The organism is Pseudomonas sp. (genome assembly GCF_030684895.1).
Classification (GTDB): domain Bacteria; phylum Pseudomonadota; class Gammaproteobacteria; order Pseudomonadales; family Pseudomonadaceae; genus Aquipseudomonas.
Genome location: NZ_JAUXXP010000046.1, coordinates 1 through 18,992 on the forward strand (window position 1 = coordinate 1; position 18,992 = coordinate 18,992).

14 protein-coding genes and 1 pseudogene are annotated in these 18,992 nt (G+C 62.8%); 13 read left to right on the plus strand and 2 right to left on the minus strand.

Translation table 11 applies throughout. The features are described from left to right. The 8 genes and pseudogenes from Q8M42_RS09270 to Q8M42_RS09305 form a co-directional block, all read left to right on the plus strand. A pseudogene (locus tag Q8M42_RS09270) lies at window positions 1-373 on the plus strand (glutamine--tRNA ligase); the annotation flags it as partial. A gap of 62 nt (window positions 374-435) precedes the next feature. After that, entirely contained in the window at window positions 436-1,818 is a 1,383-nt protein-coding gene (cysS, locus tag Q8M42_RS09275; protein ID WP_304867766.1) for a cysteine--tRNA ligase, read from the plus strand. Between the two features lie 359 nt (window positions 1,819-2,177). Continuing rightward, the gene (gene kdpF, locus Q8M42_RS09280; protein ID WP_090253391.1) at window positions 2,178-2,267 is read left to right on the plus strand and encodes a K(+)-transporting ATPase subunit F; all 90 of its coding nucleotides are present in this window, start codon (window positions 2,178-2,180) and stop codon (window positions 2,265-2,267) included. Window positions 2,268-2,275: 8 nt separating this feature from the next. Continuing rightward, entirely contained in the window at window positions 2,276-3,976 is a 1,701-nt protein-coding gene (gene kdpA, locus Q8M42_RS09285) for a potassium-transporting ATPase subunit KdpA (protein WP_304867770.1), read from the plus strand. A 12-nt stretch (window positions 3,977-3,988) separates the two neighbouring features. Then, complete coding sequence (kdpB, locus tag Q8M42_RS09290; RefSeq protein ID WP_304863733.1) at window positions 3,989-6,040, plus strand: potassium-transporting ATPase subunit KdpB; 2,052 nt, start codon at window positions 3,989-3,991, stop codon at window positions 6,038-6,040. Between the two features lie 85 nt (window positions 6,041-6,125). Then, window positions 6,126-6,692, plus strand: coding sequence for a potassium-transporting ATPase subunit KdpC (gene kdpC, locus Q8M42_RS09295; protein WP_304863731.1), 567 nt, complete (start codon window positions 6,126-6,128; stop codon window positions 6,690-6,692). A gap of 5 nt (window positions 6,693-6,697) precedes the next feature. After that, window positions 6,698-9,352, plus strand: coding sequence for a sensor histidine kinase KdpD (locus tag Q8M42_RS09300; protein ID WP_304863728.1), 2,655 nt, complete (start codon window positions 6,698-6,700; stop codon window positions 9,350-9,352). 10 nt (window positions 9,353-9,362) lie between these two features. Then, the gene (locus Q8M42_RS09305) at window positions 9,363-10,055 is read left to right on the plus strand and encodes a response regulator (protein ID WP_304863726.1); all 693 of its coding nucleotides are present in this window, start codon (window positions 9,363-9,365) and stop codon (window positions 10,053-10,055) included. Here Q8M42_RS09305 and Q8M42_RS09310 read toward each other — a convergent pair. Then, window positions 10,052-11,077 (minus strand): patatin-like phospholipase family protein, encoded by a 1,026-nt coding sequence (locus Q8M42_RS09310; RefSeq protein WP_275962829.1) that lies wholly within the window; start codon window positions 11,075-11,077, stop codon window positions 10,052-10,054. The genes Q8M42_RS09305 and Q8M42_RS09310 overlap by 4 nt on opposite strands. A 245-nt stretch (window positions 11,078-11,322) precedes the next feature. Between Q8M42_RS09310 and Q8M42_RS09315 the strand changes: the two genes are divergently transcribed. Both Q8M42_RS09315 and Q8M42_RS09320 read left to right on the plus strand, forming a co-directional pair. Next, entirely contained in the window at window positions 11,323-11,601 is a 279-nt protein-coding gene (locus tag Q8M42_RS09315) for a hypothetical protein (protein ID WP_090386246.1), read from the plus strand. Beyond that, entirely contained in the window at window positions 11,601-12,206 is a 606-nt protein-coding gene (locus tag Q8M42_RS09320) for a flavin reductase family protein (RefSeq protein ID WP_304863720.1), read from the plus strand. The genes Q8M42_RS09315 and Q8M42_RS09320 overlap by 1 nt, the downstream gene beginning before the upstream one ends. Here the strand turns inward: Q8M42_RS09320 and Q8M42_RS09325 are convergent. After that, a complete protein-coding gene (locus Q8M42_RS09325; protein ID WP_304863718.1) occupies window positions 12,203-14,890 on the minus strand; it encodes a cation-transporting P-type ATPase in 2,688 nt (895 codons plus the stop codon). The genes Q8M42_RS09320 and Q8M42_RS09325 overlap by 4 nt on opposite strands. 219 nt (window positions 14,891-15,109) lie before the next feature. On the opposite strand from Q8M42_RS09325, the gene Q8M42_RS09330 reads away from it, so the two are divergent. From Q8M42_RS09330 to Q8M42_RS09340, 3 genes are read left to right on the plus strand one after another with little or no spacing between them, the layout of a single operon-like run. Then, on the plus strand, window positions 15,110-16,027 hold the full coding sequence (locus tag Q8M42_RS09330) for a MoxR family ATPase (RefSeq protein ID WP_304863715.1): 918 nt from the start codon (window positions 15,110-15,112) through the stop codon (window positions 16,025-16,027). Then, the gene (locus Q8M42_RS09335; RefSeq protein ID WP_304863713.1) at window positions 16,024-16,980 is read left to right on the plus strand and encodes a DUF58 domain-containing protein; all 957 of its coding nucleotides are present in this window, start codon (window positions 16,024-16,026) and stop codon (window positions 16,978-16,980) included. Before Q8M42_RS09330 ends, Q8M42_RS09335 begins: the two co-directional genes overlap by 4 nt. Continuing rightward, window positions 16,977-18,971, plus strand: a complete 1,995-nt coding sequence (locus Q8M42_RS09340; protein WP_304863711.1) for a DUF3488 and transglutaminase-like domain-containing protein — start codon at window positions 16,977-16,979, stop codon at window positions 18,969-18,971. The genes Q8M42_RS09335 and Q8M42_RS09340 overlap by 4 nt, the downstream gene beginning before the upstream one ends. Window positions 18,972-18,992 lie beyond the last annotated feature (21 nt).

Sequence of the window (18,992 nt, forward strand, 5' to 3'; positions counted from 1 at the left end):
AATCGTCGAGCTGCGTTGCAGCTACGACGAAAACACCCTGGGCAAGAACCCCGAAGGCCGCAAGGTCAAGGGCGTGATCCACTGGGTGCCAGCGGCTGAAAGCGTTGAGTGCGAAGTGCGCCTGTACGACCGCCTGTTCCGCTCTGCCAACCCGGAGAAAGACGAAGAGGGCGGCAGCTTCCTCGATAACATCAACCCGGATTCGCTGGTGGTGCTCAAGGGCTGTCGCGCCGAGCCATCCCTGGCCGAAGCCGCGCCAGAAGAACGCTTCCAGTTCGAGCGCGAAGGCTACTTCTGCGCCGACATCAAGGACAGCAAGCCGGGTGCGCCCGTCTTCAACCGTACCGTAACGCTGCGCGATTCCTGGGCTTAATCAAGCCGAACGTGCCATAGACCGGGCCAGTGCGCTGGCCCGTGGTTTTCCAAGGAACCCCGATGCTCTCGATCTACAACACGCTGACCAAAAGCAAAGATGTTTTCAAACCGCTGGTGGGTAACCAGGTGCGCATGTATGTGTGCGGCATGACGGTTTACGACTTCTGTCATATCGGTCATGCGCGGGTGATGGTGGCGTTCGATGTGGTGACTCGCTGGCTGCGTCATCGCGGCTATGAGGTGACCTACGTGCGCAATATCACCGACATCGACGACAAGATCATCAAACGCGCCAATGACAACGGCGAGCCGTTTGAGGCGCTGGTCGAGCGCATGATCGCGGCCATGCACGAAGACGAGGCGCGCCTGAATGTCCTGCGTCCGGATCAGGAGCCACGTGCCACCGGGCATATCGCCGGTATGCATCAGATGATCCAGACCCTGATCGACAAGGGCTTTGCCTATGCACCTGGCAATGGTGACGTGTACTACCGCGTTGGCAAGTTTGTCGGTTACGGCAAGTTGTCGCGCAAGAAGATTGAAGACCTGAAGATCGGCGCACGCATTGAAGTGGACGAAGCCAAGCAGGACCCTCTGGATTTCGTGCTGTGGAAGGGCGTCAAACCGGGCGAGCCGAGCTGGGAATCGCCCTGGGGCGCGGGCCGTCCAGGCTGGCATATCGAGTGCTCGGTAATGTCCACCTGCTGCCTGGGCGAGACCTTCGATATCCATGGCGGCGGTCCTGATCTGGTGTTCCCGCACCACGAAAACGAGATCGCACAGAGCGAGGCGGCCACTGGCAAGCTTTACGCCAACGCCTGGATGCACGCCGGGGCGGTGCGCGTGGATGGCGAGAAGATGTCCAAATCCCTGGGCAACTTCTTCACCATCCGTGAAGTGCTGGAGAAGTATCACCCGGAAGTGGTGCGCTACCTGCTGGTGTCCAGCCATTACCGCAGCCCGATCAACTACTCCGAAGACAGCCTGCGCGAAGCCAAGGGTGCGCTGGAGCGTTTCTACAACGCGCTCAAGGGCCTGCCCGATACTGCACCATCAGGCGGTGAAGCCTTTGTCGAGCGCTTCGCCACGGCCATGGATGACGACTTCAACTCGCCGGAAGCCTGCGCCGTGTTGTTCGAGCTGGCCCGCGAGATCAATCGCCTGCGTGAAAACGATGTGCAGGCCGCAGCCGGCTTGGCAGCGCGCTTGAAGGAACTGGCTGGAGTGCTGGGTGTGCTGCAGCTGGAGCCCGAGGCTTTCCTGCAGGCCGGTGCCGCCGGCAAGGTTGATGCTGCCGAGGTTGAAGCCTTGATCGCCGCACGTCTGCAGGCTCGCGCTGAGAAGAACTGGGGCGAGTCCGACCGTATCCGCGACCAGCTCACCGCCATGGGCGTGGTGCTGGAAGATGGCAAGGGTGCGACCACCTGGCGTTTGGCTGACTAGCTCAGTTGCTGGACTGAAAAGGCTGCTTTTGAGCGTAATGCTGCTCATATAAGAAAAATGCCGCTTCTGCGTTGCCAGGGAAGTGGCATTTTTTTGTGCTAAAGAACAGTTGAGTTGAGGAGCAGCGTGGCGAAGCCCAACGAGGCATGTTGTGATTTGTTGGGCTTCGCTGCGCTCAGCGCTAACCTACGCCTTATCGCCTCGCAACACGCAATGGGTACAAAGCCTTTTTGTTGGCCCGCATCCGGCGATCTTTACGCTTTCTTTATGCCTTGAGGCATCGCCCGCACTCGTTCCTTTACGCCCTGGTTGCCGACAATTTGCCCTACGCGGTAGCCACCGTAACAAGGAGCAAACACATGAGCATTCTCGACGGGGTGTCCCTAGGCCTGGCCTTGGGACTTTTCATCTATTTGTTGGTTGCGCTGCTGCGCGCTGATCAGGCGTAGGGGTGCATATGCACAGTTACGATTTCACGTTGATCCTGGCGTTCTTCGTCCTGGTTCTGCTGCCGGCGCCCTTTATCGGGCGTTACCTGTACCGCGTGATGGAAGGCGAAAAAACCTGGCTCAGCCCTGTGCTGCAGCCGGTCGAGCGGCTGTGCTACCGGCTTGCCGGGGTCGATAGCAACCGCGAGCAGGACTGGAAAACCTACAGCCTGGCGTTGTTGGCCTTCACCCTGATCAGCCTGCTGACGCTGTTCGCCATTCTGATGCTGCAAGGCAGTTTGCCGCTCAACCCGCAGCAATTGCCCGGGTTGGAGTGGACGCTGGCGTTCAACACCGCCGTGAGCTTTGTCACCAATACCAATTGGCAGGCGTATAGCGGCGAAGCGCAGATGAGCTACTTCAGCCAGATGGTTGGCCTGGGCGTGCAGAACTTCGTCAGCCCGGCAGTCGGTCTGGCCGTGCTGGTGGTGTTTTGCCGCGGCATCGCCCGGCGTTCGAGCAATAGCGTCGGCAACTTCTGGGTCGACCTGACCCGCGCCACGCTCTACGGCCTGCTGCCGTTCTGCCTGGTTCTGGCGCTGTTTCTGGTGTGGCAGGGCGTGCCACAAACCTTCCTCGAATACGTCACTGCGCACACCATCGGCGGCACCGATCAGGTTGTGCCGCTGGGTCCTGCAGCCAGCCAGATTGCCATCAAGCAGCTAGGCACCAACGGCGGCGGTTTCTTCGGCGTCAACTCGGCGCATCCGTTCGAGAACCCCACGGCCTGGAGCAACCTGTTCGAGGTGGCCTCGATCATCCTGATTCCCGCTGCGCTGCTGTTCACCTTTGGCCATTACGTCAAAGACCTGCGCCAGAGCCGCGCGCTGCTGGCCTGCATGCTGATTCTGTTCAGCATTGGTCTGGGCGGCACCCTGTATGCCGAGCATCAGCCGAACCCGGCGCTGGCTGGCTTGCCGATTGAGCAAAGCGGTTCGCTGGAAGGTAAGGAAAGCCGCTTCGGCACCACGGCCTCGGCGCTGTGGGCTGTGACCACCACGGCCGCCTCCAACGGCTCGGTCAATGCGATGCACGACAGCTTCAGTGCACTGGGCGGGATGATTCCGCTGTTCAACATGATGCTTGGCGAGGTGATCTTCGGCGGTGTCGGTGCTGGCCTCTACGGCATGCTGTTGTTTGTGCTGATCGCGGTGTTCCTTGCCGGCTTGATGATCGGCCGCACCCCGGAATACCTCGGCAAGAAGCTTGAGGCGCGCGAAGTACGCCTGCTGGTGGCCACCTTGCTGGTGATGCCGCTTGGTGTGCTGGTTCTGGGCGCCCTTGCGGCCACTCTGCCAGGACCTGCTGAATCCATCACCAACCCAGGTGCGCATGGCCTTAGCCAGGTTCTCTATGCCTACACCTCGGGCACCGGCAACAACGGTTCAGCTTTTGCCGGCTTTGGCGCGGGCACCCCGTACCACAACCTGATGATTGGCCTGGCCATGCTGCTTGGGCGCTTCGGTTACATCCTGCCGATTCTGGCGATTGCTGGCAGCCTGGCGGCGAAGAAACGCTCGCCGGTGGGCAGCAACAGCTTCCCGACTCACGGCCCGCTGTTTGTCACCCTGCTGACCCTGACCGTTGTACTGATCGGCGGTCTGACCTTCCTGCCGGCACTGGCCCTGGGCCCGATTGCCGAGCACCTGACTCTATTCCAGGGCTTCTAAGGGAGAACCATGATGAATGCCCGTACTGAACCTGCGCTGAACAGCGCCCAGCAACACCCGAAAACCTCGCTCGCCGCCTTGTGGAAGCCGGCGCTGCGCCAGGCTTTCGTCAAGCTTGATCCGCGCCAGCTGCTGCGCTCGCCGGTGATGCTGGTGGTTGAACTCACAGCGGTGGTGACCACCGTGCTGTGCTTTATCCCCAACCCTCAGGTCTCCACTGGCCTGGCCGTGCAGATTGCCCTGTGGCTGTGGTTTACCGTGCTGTTTGCCAACTTCGCCGAAGCGCTGGCTGAAGGCCGTGGCAAAGCTCGCGCTGACAGCCTCAAAGCCGGCAGTCAGGGGCTGAATGCGCGGCGTAAGAAGGGTCAGCAGTTCGAGACCGTGGCAGCCAGCAGCCTGCGCCGGGGCGATATCGTGCGGGTCGAGGCCGGCGAGCTGATCCCTGGTGATGGCGAAGTCGTCGAAGGCATCGCCGCAGTCAACGAAGCGGCGATTACCGGCGAATCCGCGCCGGTAATCCGCGAGTCCGGTGGCGACCGTTCGGCCGTTACCGGCAACACCCGGGTGGTCTCCGACTGGCTGCTGGTACAGATCACTGCCAACCCCGGCGAGTCGACCCTGGACCGGATGATCGCCCTGGTCGAAGGCGCCAAGCGGCAGAAGACGCCCAACGAAGTGGCGCTGGATATTCTGCTGATCGGCCTGACTTTGATCTTCCTGCTGGTGGTGGCGACGCTGCAGCCCTTCGCTCGTTACTCTGGCGGCGATCTGCCGCTGGTGTACTTGGTGGCGCTGCTGGTGACGTTGATTCCGACCACCATCGGCGGCTTGCTCTCGGCCATCGGCATCGCCGGCATGGATCGCCTGGTGCGCCTGAATGTGATCGCCAAGTCCGGCCGCGCGGTGGAAGCAGCGGGGGATGTGCATGTGCTGCTGCTCGACAAAACCGGCACCATCACCTTCGGTAACCGCCGGTGCAGCGCGCTGTACAAGGCGCCAGGGGTCTCCGGCAAGCTGCTCAGCGATGCCGCATTGTTGGCTTCGCTGGCGGATGACACTGCCGAAGGCAAGTCGATTGTCGAATACCTGCGTGCGCTGAATAGCATGGTTGAGCCTGAGCGCAGTGCGATCAAATCGATTGCCTTCAGTGCCGAGACGCGCCTCTCCGGCGCCGACTACAACGGCCACAGTTACCGCAAGGGTGCAGTGGATGCGGTGCTGCTGTATCTGGGTATCCAGCGCAGCGACGTGCCGCCGGTATTGGCCCGTGAAATCGAAAAGATCGCCCAGAGCGGCGGTACTCCCTTGCTGGTAGCCGGTGACGGTCAGTTGCTCGGCGCCATTCACCTCAAGGACGTGGTCAAACCGGGTATCCGTGAACGCTTTGCCGAGCTGCGCGCCATGGGCATCCGCACCGTGATGGTGACCGGCGACAACCCGCTGACCGCCGCCGCCATCGCCGCTGAAGCGGGCGTGGATGATGTGATCGCCGAAGCCACGCCAGAGAAGAAGCTGCAACGCATCCGCAGTGAGCAGGCCGAAGGCAAGATGGTCGCCATGTGCGGTGACGGTGCCAACGACGCCCCGGCGCTGGCCCAGGCCGATGTGGGCCTGGCGATGAACGACGGCACCCAGGCGGCGCGAGAGGCGGCGAATCTGGTCGACTTGGACAGTGATCCGACCAAGTTGCTCGACGTGGTGCAGGTAGGCAAAGAGCTGCTGGTGACCCGTGGCGCGCTGACCACCTTCTCGGTGGCCAACGATGTGGCCAAGTACTTCGCCATTCTTCCGGCGCTGTTTGCCGGCATCTACCCGCAGCTTGGCGCGCTCAACCTGATGCAGCTGCACAGCCCGCAGAGCGCGATTCTCTCGGCGATTGTGTTTAACGCGCTGATCATCGTCGCGCTGATTCCGCTGGCCCTGCGCGGGGTGCGGGTAAAAGCCGCCGATGCCGCCAGCCTGCTACGGCGCAACCTGTTGATCTACGGCCTGGGCGGCCTGCTGGCGCCCTTTGTCGGGATCAAGCTGATTGACCTGCTGTTGGTGGCCGTCGGCCTCGTTTAAGCACCCGTAATCCGTAGCCCGGATGCAATCCGGGAGATCCCGTCCCCGGATTACATCCGGGCTACACCAAATCTGGAGATTTATCATGCTCAAACAACTCCGCCCAGCCATTAGCGTGCTGGCGTTTATGACCCTGGTCACCGGCGTGGTCTATCCGCTGACCGTTACCGGTGTGGCACAGCTGGCGTTCCCGGCGCAGGCGGGTGGCAGCCTGTTACGTAATCAACAAGGTGAGGTGCTCGGCAGTGCGTTACTGGCACAACCTTTCGAGGGCGCGCAGTGGTTTCAGCCGCGCCTATCGGCCGGTGATTACGCCACCGTAGCCAGCGGTGCGAGCAACCTGGCACCGAGCAACCCGGCGTTGGCCGAGCGTATCGCTGCAGATGCTCAGCGCTTGCAGGCTGAAGGCCAGGGCGCAGTGCCCATGCAACTGGTGACCACCTCCGGCAGCGGTCTCGACCCGCATCTGTCACCCGAGGCCGCCCGTTATCAGGTGGCACGTATTGCTGCGGCCCGTGGCATTGCCCCAGTCAGCCTGCAACGGCTGATTGAACAGCATGTGGAAAGGCCACTGGTTGGCCCGGCAGTGGTCAACGTGCTGGCGCTTAACCTGGCGCTGGCCGACAATTCGCCTCCCGCCAAAGCTGAGTAACCTGCATGAGTGATGCTGTACGCGCCGATGCCCTGCTCGATGAGATGCCGCGAGAAGGGCGTGGCCGGTTAAAGGTCTTTCTCGGTGCGGCACCTGGCGTGGGCAAGACCTACGCCATGTTGCAGGCGGCGCAGGCGCAGTTGCGCCAGGGCGTCGACCTGCGCGTGGGCGTGGTGGAAACCCATGGCCGCGCGGAAACCGAGGCGATGCTTACCGGCTTGCCACAACAACCGCAGCAGCGTCTGGAATACCGTGGCGTGGCGCTGAGCGAGATGGACCTTGACGGCATTCTGGCCAAGCCGCCAAAGCTGCTGTTGGTCGATGAGCTGGCCCACAGCAATGCCCCCGGCAGCCGCCACAGCAAGCGCTGGCAGGATGTGCAGGAGCTGCTAGATGCCGGCATCGATGTGTACACCACGGTCAACGTCCAGCACCTCGAAGCGCTGAATGATCAGGTGCGTGATATCACCGGCGTGCAGGTGCGCGAAACCTTGCCGGACTGGGTGCTGCAGGAAGCCGACGAGATTCTGCTGATCGACCTGCCGCCGCGCGAGCTGCTGGAGCGTCTGCGTGAGGGCAAGGTGTACGTGCCGGAACAGGCGCGCGCCGCCATCGATGCGTTTTTCAGTCAGACCAACCTCACGGCGTTGCGCGAACTGGCGATGCAGACTGCTGCGGCGCGGGTCGATGCGGACCTCAGCCGGCGCTACCGCCAGCAGGGCCAGCAAGCGCCTGCGCTGCGTGGCCGCCTGCTGGTCGGCATCGACGGCGATGCCCAGGCCGAGCGCCTGGTACGGCATGCCTGCCGGGTGGCCGAGCGCCGTCATCTGCCCTGGTCGGTCGTGTATGTGGACACCGGCGGTGAGCGTGACGAAACCCGCTTGAGCTACCTGCAAGGCGCGCAGCAATTGGCCGAACGTCTGGGCGGCGAGGTGGTCAGCCTGCGCGGCGGCGAGGTGGCGAAAACCCTGATCGAGCATGCCCGCGAACGGCGCGCCAGCCTGATTCTGGTTGGCCGCAGCCGGCAACGGCTGCGGCGTATCTGGCGCCTTGGCCGGGGCCTGGCAGAGCGTCTGCTGCAGCACGGGCAGGGCCTGGAAATCAGCGTGCTGGATACTGAGGCGAGTCATGCCCCAGCGCTGTCGCGGCGGCGCCAGCCGGTGGTCTGGCGTGACTACCTTCTGGCGCTGATAGCTACGCTGCTGGCCTCAGCCGTGGCGCTGGGCTTATCCCGCGTGCTGGAACTGCCGAATATTTCGTTGATCCTGCTGGCAGCGGTATTGGTGGTGGCGGTGCGTAGCAGCCTGGGCCCGGCCATGGCGTGCGCCGGGCTTTCGTTTCTGGCATACAACTTTCTGTTTATCCCGCCGACTCTGACCCTGACCATCGACCGTCAGCAGGATGTGCTGACCCTGTTGTTCTTTCTGCTGATGGCCGGGCTGACCGGCAATCTGGCCAGCCGCCAGCGCCAGCAACTGCAGGCCCTGCGTGAGACGCAGCGGGAAACCAGCGCACTGCTGGAACTGTCGCGCAAACTGACAGCGGCCACTGACCGTCAGGCGGTGCTGGCTGCGGCCATGCAGCAGCTGGGCCTGTGGCAGGACGTCGAGGTCAGCTTGCTGTCGCGTAGCCCGGATGCGCTGTGGAAGGTGGAGGCGGGGGCGCAGCGCCTGCTCACTGATCTGGAACGCGCGGCGGCGGATTGGTCCTGGCAGCACGATCAGCCGGCTGGGTTGGGTACCGGCACCTTGCCGGACGGGCGCTGGTGGTGGTTGCCGCTATCCGGCGAAGAAGGGCCGTTGTTGCTGCTCGGTATCAGCCCCAAGGACGGCAGGAGCTTACCTGCCGAACGACGGCGTCTGCTCACGGCGCTGGGCCAACCCTTGGCCCAGGCCCTGGAACGCGCGCAGCTGGCCGAGGATCTGGAGGCCGCGCGCCTGCATGGGCAAACCGAGGAGCTGCGCAGCGCGCTGCTGGCCTCGGTCTCCCATGACCTGCGCACACCGCTGACCGCCATGCGCGGCTCAATCGACAGCCTGCTGGCGCTTGGCGAGCAGATTCCCCTGGCGGATCGCCGCGAGCTGCTGGAAGGCACCCGCGATGAGGCAGAACGCCTCGATCGCTATATCCAGAACCTGCTGGACATGACCCGCCTGGGCCACGGCGGTTTGAAGTTGGAGCGGGATTGGGTGGCGCCGGCGGATGTTGTCGCCAGTGCGACCCAGCGGCTGCGCCCGGTATTGTCCGCGTTGCAGCTGGAAATACAGGTGCCGCAAGAGTTGCCGCTACTCTATGTGCATGCCGCGTTGATTGAGCAGGCGTTGGTCAATGTGCTGGAGAATGCCGCGCGCTTTTCCCCGCCCCAGGGCCGTTTACGGGTGGCCATCGAGGCGGATGCCGCAGAGCTGCGCTTTATTGTCAGTGACCAGGGGCCGGGTATTCCCGAACACGAGCGCACGAAGATTTTCGATATGTTCTACACCGCCGCCCGTGGTGATCGCGGTGGCCAGGGCACTGGTCTGGGCCTGGCGATCTGCCAGGGGATGCTCGGCGCACATGGTGGCCGAGTGACGGTGGGCGAAGGGCTGGATGGCCTGGGTGCAAGCCTGACCCTGCACCTGCCGTTGCACACGCAGCCACAGATGGAAGACGAACAGTGATGGATAGCCGATGAGCCAAAACTCCGCGACCATTCTGGTCATCGACGATGAAGCGCAGATTCGCAAGTTTCTGCGCATCAGCCTTACGGCCCAGGGCTACAAGGTGCTGGAAGGCGCTACGGGGCAGGAAGGTCTGGCCCAGGCCGCCTTGGGCAAGCCGGATCTGGTGGTGCTCGACCTCGGCCTGCCGGATATGGACGGCCAGCAGGTGCTGCGCGAGCTGCGCGCCTGGTCGCAGGTGCCGGTACTGGTGCTCTCGGTGCGCGCCAGCGAGGGCGAAAAGGTCCTGGCGCTGGATGGCGGCGCGAATGACTACGTGACCAAACCGTTCGGTATTCAGGAATTCCTCGCCCGCGTGCGCGTGTTGCTGCGCCTGGCCGGCGGTGTGGAGCAGGCCAGCGCGGCGGTCAGCAGCGGCCCGCTGCAGGTGGATTTCGCCTACCGCCGAGTCAGCCTCGATGGTGTTGAAGTCAGCCTGACCCGTAAGGAATATGCGGTGCTGGCGCAACTGGCCAAACACATCGGCCGAGTGGTGACCCAGCAGCAACTGCTCAAAGACATCTGGGGCCCAACCCACGGCGAGGACAGCCACTATCTGCGCGTGGTGGTCGGTCACTTACGGCAGAAACTCGGCGACGACCCCACCGCGCCGCGTTTTATCGTCACCGAAGCCGGCGTTGGCTATCGCTTGCGTGAAGCCTAGCGGTCGCCACGCTCGTACTTATCCAGGGTATCGCTGGCGATCTGCCGGCCGAGCATGATCAGCTCCGGCGCCTTGTAGAACTCGAAGAAACGGCACACCCGCTTGGGCACGTTGATCAGGATATCCGGCGGGTAGCCGGCGATCTTGTACTGGGCCAGAGAGGTTTGCATCACTTCGAAGCTCTGGTTGATCAGCTCCAGCAGCGAGGCGGGGCCGCTGAGGTCGGCGACTCGCGAGCCGCTGGCCGATTTCGGCGCGGCGGGTTTGTCCAGGCTGCCGCGAGCGTTCTGCTGCCAGGGGTTGATGGCTTCAGGCTGGACTGCATGGCTCTGGTCTTCCAGCAGAAGCAGTTCGTCGTCTTCCCCAGGTTTGCGTTTGAACGAGGGCAGGCGCGAGCCGAGTGAACTCATCAGCAGGTCGAAACGGCCCTTGAGCGCCGGCGCGCGTTCGATAATCGGCAGCTCGTAGTGCTGCTGATGGGCCGAGTTGAGGTTGACCGCGATAATCAGGTCGCAGTGCGCAGACACCACCGGGACGATGGGCAAAGGGTTAAGCAGGCCGCCATCGACCAGCATGCGCTTGCCTTGCACCACTGGGGTAAACAGGCTGGGAATCGCCGCCGAGGCGCGCATGGCCTGGTGCAGACAGCCTTCCTGGAACCAGATTTCTTGCTGGTTGGTCAGGTCGGTGGCCACGGCGGTGAAGGGGATCGGTAGCTCTTCAATATTGATTTCGCCGACTATTTCGCGAATCTTGCCGAAGACCTTTTCACCGCGAATCGCCCCTAAGCGAAAGCTCACATCGAGCAGACGCAGTACGTCCAGATAATCCAGGCTCTGCGTCCATTCGCGGTATTCATTGAGTTTGCCGGCGGCGTAGATGCCGCCGACCACCGCGCCCATGGAACAACCGGCAATGCAGGCGATTTCATAACCGCGGGCTTCCAACTCTTCAATCACGCCGATGTGCGCATAACCGCGCGCACCACCGGAGCCCAGTACCAGGGCAATGCGCTTACTCATCCTGACGTCCCCCATCACTATTTATCTCGCGAACATACGCGCCGTGCCGCGCGCCGCCAAGGCGCGATTTGCTAGTATCCAGCGCATTCGAGTTTACCCGCTGTGGCTGGCTAGAGCGGTTTCAGCAGTGTCGGCACTTTTCTCTGTTCTACGCGTCTTACTGGCTGTATTGATGCATCGCGAACATTGACGGCGATGCGTTGTGCTGCCGAGTCAATCGTCTGTCTATTTGCAGGAGTTACCTGATGAAACTGTGGATCGTGTTGCCCATGCTGCTGTTGGTGCTAAGCGGTTGTGCGGGGAAAACGGCTTATCGCAACAGCTGCGCCAATCAGCTGGACGCTGCCTGGCGCGAGCTGGACCTGGCCAAGGCTGAGGGCTTTGCCGGTACGGTGAGTTACTCCAAGGCGTTGTCGCTGCTGACGGCGGCGAAAACCCAGCAGCAGTTCGAGGGTTACAAGGGCTGTACGGCGAAGTCCGAACGGGCCCGTTTCTATATCCGTGAGTCGCGAGCAGGCCGCTAATGCAACTGGATTTCAGCGCACTCGAACCGCTCGAACGCTACCGCTGGCTGGCCTCGACCATCACCCCACGACCGATTGCCTGGGTCTCCAGCCAATCGGTCGAGGGTGTTAACAACCTGGCGCCGTTCAGCTTCTTTCAGGTGATCAGCGATGACCCACCGACCTTGATGGTCAACGTCAATCACCGCGCCGATGGTGGCCTCAAGGACACCCTGCTGAATGTGCAAGCCAGCGGCGAGCTGGTGATTCAGTTGGTGTCCTTTGCCCAGGCCGAGGCGATGAATGCCAGTGCAGCGGTGCTGCCCTACGGCATCAGCGAGTTCGAGCAGTGCGGCATCGCCAGCCAGCCTTCGCAGCGAGTCGCACCGCCTCGGGTGGCCGGTGCGGCGGTGGCCTTTGAGTGCCGGGTGGCGCAGATTCAGGCCTACCCGGCAGATAAGCCCAATTGCCATCTGATCTTCGCCGAAGTGCTGTTGGCGCATATCGACGATGCGGTGCTCAATGAGCAGGGCCGTATCGACAGCAGTCAGCTCGACCTGATTGGTCGTCTCGGCGGCAGTGGTTATACCCGCACGCTGCAGCGCTTTGAACTACAACGCCCTTAAGCGCGTTGCAGTCGGCGCAACAGCCACTTCTCCGCTTCAACACAGGCGCATACCCCCAGCGCTACCAGCAGGCACCAGCCCCAGGCGAATGCCGGCAGGGCGGCGGTGGCGAAGACCTGTTGCATGGCCGGCCAGTAGGTGAGCAGCAGTTGCAGGCTGAGCAGCAGGCCGACCATGCTCCAGATCATCGGGTTGTCGCGCAGGCCAAAGTTCGCCGGCCCTGCGAGGTGCCGGCTGCTGAACAGGTAGCCGATTTCGCAGGCAACCACGGCGTTGACCGCCAGGGTGCGGCTGCTTTCAAGGCTCCAACCGAGCATCTGGGTGTAGAGGAACAGGCCCAGACTGGCCAGGGTCATCAGCGTGCCAATAAACAGCACGCGCCAGAGCAGGTGCCGGCTGAGCAGATTGACCTTGGGATCGCGTGGCGGGCGGCGCATCAGGTCGGCTTCTGCCGGCTCAAACGCCAGGGCCAGCGCCAGGGTCACGGCGGTGATCATATTAATCCAGAGAATCTGCAAAGGAGTTATGGGCAAGGTCAGGCCCAGGGCGATGGCCGCCAGCAGGATCATCGCTTCGCCGCCATTGGTGGGCAGGATAAACAGGATGGTCTTCTTCAGGTTGTCATAGACCGTGCGACCTTCCTCGACTGCATGGGCGATGGTGGCGAAGTTGTCGTCGGCCAGGACCATTTGCGCGGCTTCCTTGGCCGCCTCGGTACCCTTGATACCCATGGCGATGCCGATATCCGCACGTTTCAGGGCCGGCGCGTCGTTGACCCCGTCGCCGGTCATGGCCACCCGCGCGCCGCAGGCTTGCAGGCGTTCAACCAGGCGCAGTTTGTGCGCCGGGCTGGTGCGGGCGAATACGCTGGTGGTGGGTAGCAACTGATCCAGCTGACTGTCGCTGAGGCTGTCGAGATCGGCGCCGGTCAGCGGTTTGCCATCGCCCAGGCCGAGGCGCTGGGCAATGGCGCTGGCGGTGCCGGCATGGTCGCCGGTGATCATCTTCACCGCGATGCCGGCGCTGTGGCAGTCGGCGATGGCGGCAATGGCTTCTTCGCGGGGTGGGTCGAGCATGCCAACCAGGCCTAGCAGCACGTAATCGCCGTCCAGGTCCTGATAGTCGAGGCTCTGCTGCGGTTCGCCGAGCGGCCGAATGGCCAGGCCGAGCATGCGCAGCCCCTGGCTGGCGCCGCTGTCCAGGGCTTGATGCCAGTGGCGTGGGTCGAGCGGTTCGGGATGGCCGTCACGCCATTGGCGGTTGCAGGCTTCGAGCACACGTTCTGGCGCGCCGATCATATAGATCAGGCCATGGCGGGCATGGTCATGGTGCAGGCTGGCGGTGCAGCGTTGTTCTGAGCTGAAGGGGATGGCATCGACCTGCGGCAGGTTGCGCGCTTCGTGCTGCAACTCCAGACCGATCTTACCGGCCAGGGTCAGCAGGGCGGCTTCGGTGGGGTCGCCGCTAATGCTCCAGCCGTTCTCGTCGCTGCGCAGGCTGGCGTTATTGGCCAGCAGGCCGGCACGGGCCAGCTCGCGTAGGTCATCGGCGGCGTCCAGTTGGCACAGCTGGCCGTCATCGCAGTGAATGCTGCCTTGCGGTGCATAACCGACGCCATCGACGCTGTAATGGTGGGCGGCGGTAAACACCTGCTGCACGGTCATCTCGTTGCGCGTCAGGGTGCCGGTTTTGTCTGAGCAGATCACCGTGACCGCGCCGAGGCTTTCCACCGCTGGCAGATGGCGAATGATCGCCCGGCGTTTGGCCATGCGCTGCACGCCGAGGGCGAGGATGATCGTCAGCACCGCCGGCAGGCCTTCCGGAATGGCCGCCACCGCCAGGCTGACTGCGGCTAGCAGCATGTCCTCGGCGCTGTAGCCCCGCAGCAGCACGCCAAAGACAAAGGTCAGCAGCGCCAGAACCAGAATACCCAGGGTCAGGTGGCGGGCAAATTTGGCCATGTCGACCAGCAATGGGGTTTGCAGGCTGACCACGTTTTCCAGCATATGGCTGATCTTGCCCAGTTCGGTCTGCTTGGCCGTGGCCACCACCACGCCTGATGCGCTGCCGGCATTCACCAGGGTGCCGGAGTAGGCCATGCAGCGGCGGTCGGCGAGGCTGGTAGCGGCATCAACGGCATTAGGGTGTTTATCCACGGGCAGGGATTCACCGGTCAGCGCGGCCTCATCAATGCGCAGATCGCGGGTTTCCAGCAGGCGCAGGTCGGCGGGCACGCGGTCGCCGGCCTCCAACAGCACCCAGTCGCCGGGCACCAGTTGTTCGGCGGCAATGCTGTGTACCTGGCCGTTGCGGCGCACCCGGCTTTCCAGGCTGAGCATCTGCTGAATCGCCAGCATGGCGTGCTGGGCTTTGCCTTCCTGGACAAAACCGACCAGGGCATTGATCAGCACCACGGCAAAGATCACCGCACTGTCGAGCCATTCGCCCAGCAGCAGGGTGAGCAGGCAGGCGCCGAGCAGGACGTAAATCAACAGGTTGTGAAACTGCAGGGCAAAGCGCTTTAGCGGCCCGCTGGTCTGTTGTTGCGGCAGTAGGTTGGGGCCGTGCTCGCTGAGCCGCTGGGCGGCGTCGGCACTGTCCAGGCCCTGGGCGCTGCTGTTGAGGTGCTGCAGGCTTTGTTGCGCCGGCAGGGCGTGCCAGTCATGGCCAGATGGCGCTTGCATTCGATGTGCTCCAGCGCTGTTCGGGCAATTGGGGGTTGCTGCCGTTTCGTCATATCGCGAACGAAGCGGGAACAGCCCCTATCCTAAACACCACAACAAGGGTGGGTGTTGGCTTGGATCAATTGAATGGCTCACAAGTTCGTCAGTAAAGGTTTCCAGCCGCTATGCCGTGGCAACGCGGCGCAGTAGCATCGCCAATCGGTCTTAAAGGAGTGATACATGCGCGCCAAACTGGAAACTGTGCTGCAGACGGTCAATCACGTGCTTCTGGGCAAGGAGCCGCAGGTGCGGTTGGCGTTGACGTGTTTGTTGGCCCAGGGCCACCTGCTGATCGAAGACTTACCTGGCATGGGTAAAACCACTCTCAGCCACGCCCTGGCCAAGGTACTGGGCCTGAGTTTTCAGCGCATCCAGTTCACCTCTGACCTGCTGCCCGGCGACATCCTCGGCACCTCGGTGTTCGACAAGGATACCGGGCAATTTATCTTCCATCCCGGGCCGATCTTCGCCGAGCTGGTTCTGGCCGATGAGATCAACCGCGCCACGCCGAAAAGCCAGAGTGCGCTGCTCGAAGCCATGGAAGAGGGCCAGGTGACCATCGAAGGTGCTACCCGGCCATTGCCTGAGCCTTTCTTTGTGATTGCCACGCAGAACCCCGTGAGCCAGGGCGGCACCTTTGCCTTGCCTGAGTCGCAGCTGGACCGCTTTCTGATGCGCCTGTCGCTCGGCTACCCCGGCAAGGCCGCAGAAAAAGCCTTGCTGCTGGGCGACTCGCGGCGCTCTTTGCTGCCCACTCTGCCAGCGCTGCTGGATCATGCAGAACTGGCTCTGCTGCAGGCCGAAGTACCGAAAGTACGCGCCAGCGATGCCCTTATCGACTATGTGTTGCGCCTGGTCGATGCTACCCGCACCCAGCCGCAGTTCGCCTGGGGCCTGTCGCCACGGGCCAGTCTGGCGCTGCTGGCGGCGGCGCGGGCCTGGGCCTTCCTCGCCGGGCGTGATTATGTGATCCCGGAAGATGTGCAGGCCGTGCTGCCGTCGGTGGTTGGCCACCGTCTGCGCGAGCGCGCCGACCCCGCCGGGCATGGCGCCGGCAGCCTGGTGCAGTGGTTGCTGCGTGAGGTGCCGGCGCTTTGATCGCCCAGCTCAGACCGCGCTGGAACCGCTGGCTGGCCCGGCGTATTCCGCCAGCCAGCAGTGTGCGCCTGAACCAGCGGCGAATCTTTATCATCCCCAGCCGGGTCGGCGCGGCCTTTGCGCTGGCGTTGCTGTTGATGCTGCTGGCAGCGATCAATTACCAGAACAGCCTGGCCTATGGCCTGACCTTTCTGTTGGCCTCGGTGTTTGTCGTCGCCATTTTGCACACCTACCGCAACCTGGCCGGGTTGATCCTCAAGGCCGGCAGTGCGCCGGCAGTATTTGTTGGCGAACCGGCTGGTTTTCGCGTGCGCCTGGAAAGCAGCCAGCGGCCCCATCAGGCTGTCAGCCTGGGCTGGCCACCGGCCGAACTGCAGACGCTGGATGTGCCAGCTGAAGGCGTGAGCGAGTGCCAGTTAAACCTGCCGGTGATGCAGCGTGGCTGGCTACGGCCCGGCCGCCTGCGCGTCGAGAGCCGTTTTCCGCTGGGTATTCTGGTGGCCTGGAGCTGGGTCGATCTGGATCAGCGCGTGCTGGTTTATCCACGTCCCTTGCCCGGTGAACTGCCGCTGTCCGCCGGTACCAGCGAGGATCAGGACGAGGAGGGCAGTCGGCCCCATGGTCAGGGTGTGGATGACTATCAGGGGCTGAAGACGTATCAGCCCGGCGACTCCAAGCGTCGTCTGCACTGGAAAGCCTATTCCCGTGGCCAGGGTTTGCTGGTCAAGGACTTTGCCTCGATCACTGGGCGTGACCTGTATTTGGATTTCGACGCACTGCCCGGTGATGTCGAAACCCGCCTGTCGCTGCTCTGTCACTGGGTGCTGCAGCTGTCCGAGCGTCAGCAACCCTTTGCCCTGAGTCTGCCGGGCCAGGTGCTGGGCGCCGATAGCGGCGAACTGCACCGCGATGCCTGTTTGCGCGCTCTGGCGCTGTTCGGGCGTGCGCCATGAGCCGTGTTGCCGTGATCCCGCGGATCAGCCTGACCTGGCTGCTGGTGGCGCAGGTGCTGGTGATCATTCCCCATCTGACGCATTTACCGCTGTGGATCATCGGCCTGTGGCTGGGCAGTGCGGCCTGGCGCATCCAGATTTTCCGCATGCGTGCGCGCTACCCGAATGCCTGGGCCAAGGGTGGTTTGATGCTGGCGGCGGCGCTCGGGGTATTTCTTTCCCGTGGCAGCCTGATCGGTCTGGATGCCGGGGTGGTGCTGCTGGTTGCGGCGTTTGTGCTCAAGTTGCTGGAGATGCGTACGCGACGTGATGCGCTGGTGCTGATCTTTCTTGGTTTTTTCGTTGTGGTCACCGCCTACCTGTTCGATGACAGCATGCTGATGGCCTTCTACAGCCTGCTGCCGGTCACCGCTTTGCTTGCCGCGCTGGTCGGTCTGCAACAGAGCAATCTGGCCACTCAACCCTGGCCGACCGCACGCCTGGCCGGGACGATGCTGCTGCAGGCGCTGCCGGTGATGTTGCTGCTGTTTATATTCTTCCCGCGTTTGGACCCGTTGTGGTCATTACCCATGTCCAATGACAAGGCCACCACGGGCCTCTCAGACAGCATGACCCCAGCAGATATTGCCAATCTAAGTCGCTCTTCCGCTTTGGCGTTTCGCGCCAGCTTTACTGGTGAAACACCGTCGCGTAGTGAGCTGTACTGGCGTGCGCTAACTTTGGATCACTTCGATGGGAGGCGTTGGTCGCAATCACCCTACGTTCAACATACTCCCAGTGTGGAGTGGCAAAAACGCGGTGAAGCACTGAGTTACAGCATCGTTATGCAACCCAGCGCGCAGCGCTGGCTGTTTGCCCTGGATGTGGCGGAAACTCCACTGGAACAGACCCGGCAGATGAGCGATTTCCGTCTGCAGCGCCAGCAGCCGGTAAATCACTCGTTGATCTATCAGGTAACCTCCTGGCCGCAGGCGTTGCGTGAGTCAAAACCGCCGCAGGAAACCCAGCGCCGTGCGTTGCAGTTACCACAACGAGGTGAACCGCGCACTCGCGCCTGGGCCGAGCAGCTCAAGCGCGAGCATCCGCAACCCGAGCAACTAGTGCAGGCGCTGCTTAGCCATTTCAACCGTGAGCCCTTTGTTTACACCCTGCGTCCGCCAAGGTTGGGGGTGAACAGTATTGATGATTTCCTGTTTGAGACCCGCAGAGGTTTCTGCGCCCACTACGCTGGGGCCATGACCTATGTCCTACGTGCTGCAGGTATCCCCGCGCGTGTAGTAGCCGGCTACCAGGGTGGCGAGTACAACCCGTCCGGCAACTATGTGCAGGTGCGTCAGTTTGATGCCCATGCCTGGGTTGAGTACTGGCAGGCGGGGCTAGGTTGGGTCAGTGTCGACCCGACTTTTCAGGTGGCTCCTGAGCGAATAGAGATGGGCCTGGAGGAGGCGCTAGCAGATGAGCAGAGCTTTTTAGAGGACTCACTCTTTTCCCCGCTGCGCTACCGCAATCTCAGCTGGCTGAATGAGTTGCGCTTGGGCTGGGATAACGTCAACTACGGCTGGCAGCGCTGGGTGTTGGGCTACCAGAGTCAGCAGCAGCTGGAGTTTCTCCAGCGCTGGCTGGGGCGGGTAGATGCTCAGTCGCTGGTGATCGGCTTGGTCGGCGGCGGGGCGCTGCTGCTCGGTCTGCTGTCACTCTGGCTGTTTAAACCCTGGCAGCGTGAGCGCGATGTGCAGCAGCGGCTGTTCCGTCGTTTCGAGGGGCTGCTGGCGCGCCACGGCGTGCCGCGCAAACCCGGCGAAGGGCCGCGCGACTATGCCGCGCGAGCAGGCCTGCTATTGCCCGCGCAGGCTCAGGTGATTGCTGATTTTGCAGCGGCCTTCGAGGCGCAGCGTTATGCCGGACAGGCGCCTTCGGCCCTGCAGTTGCGTCAGCATTTGAAGGCGCTGCGGCGGGCGTTGCCTTGGCGTTTTACCCGTTTGGACTCATAGCGACCATTGGCCACTTGTGGC